1 protein-coding gene is annotated in these 1,035 nt (G+C 68.1%); it reads right to left on the bottom strand.

Annotation, left to right across the window (positions count from 1 at the left end):
* A partial coding sequence (locus G6W55_RS37795; RefSeq protein WP_175525081.1) for a 2-isopropylmalate synthase occupies positions 1–1,035 on the bottom strand: 1,035 nt, incomplete at both ends.

The following is a 1,035-nucleotide window of genomic DNA, read 5'->3' as shown; positions in this document are numbered from 1 at the left end:
GGCGCCCTCGCTCATGGTGTGCTCCTGGTAGTCCAGCAGGCGTACGTCGATGCCGATGGACTGGAGGGCGTCGAAGAAGGCCGAGATCGGACCGTTGCCGGTGCCGGACAGGACCGTGTCGACGCCGTCGACCGTGGCCTCGACCGTCAGGGTGTCCACGCCGTCGGTGTCGGTGGTCGACTGGCCGGTGCGGACCTGGATACGGCCCCAGGGGTTGTCCGGGTTCGGCAGGTACTCGTCCTGGAAGACGGACCAGATGGCCGCGCCGGTGACCTCGCCGCCCTCGGCGTCCGTCTTGGCCTGGATGATCTTCGAGAACTCGATCTGCATCCGGCGCGGCAGGTCCAGCTTGTGGTCGTTCTTCAGGACGTAGGCGATACCGCCCTTGCCGGACTGCGAGTTGACGCGGATGACGGCCTCGTAGGACCGGCCGACGTCCTTGGGGTCGATCGGCAGGTAGGGGACCGCCCACTCGATGTCGTCGACGGTGACGCCCTTCGCGGCCGCGTCGGCCTCCATGGCGTCGAAGCCCTTCTTGATGGCGTCCTGGTGGGAGCCGGAGAAGGACGTGTAGACCAGGTCGCCCACGTAGGGGTGGCGGGGGTGGACCTGCATCTGGTTGCAGTACTCCCACGTACGACGGATCTCGTCGATGTCGGAGAAGTCGATCTGCGGGTCGACGCCCTGGGAGAACAGGTTCATGCCCAGGGTGACCAGGTCGACGTTGCCGGTGCGCTCGCCCTGTCCGAACAGGCAGCCCTCGACACGGTCGGCGCCGGCCATCAGCGCCAGCTCGGCGGCGGCGACGGCGGTGCCGCGGTCGTTGTGCGGGTGGACCGACACGCACACGTACTCGCGGCGGGAGAGGTTGCGGCTCATCCACTCGAAGCGGTCGGCGTGGGTGGAGGGCGTGGAGCGCTCGACGGTGGCCGGCAGGTTCAGGATGATCTCGCGGCCCGGACCGGGCTGGTAGACGTCCATCACCGCCTCGCAGACCTCCAGCGCGAAGTCCAGCTCGGTGTCGGTGAAGATCTC

It is taken from the genome of Streptomyces sp. CAI-85, from assembly GCF_013363615.1.
In the GTDB taxonomy this organism is placed as follows: Bacteria; Actinomycetota; Actinomycetes; order Streptomycetales; family Streptomycetaceae; genus Streptomyces; species Streptomyces antibioticus_B.
This window is presented reverse-complemented; position numbering and strand designations above follow the sequence as displayed.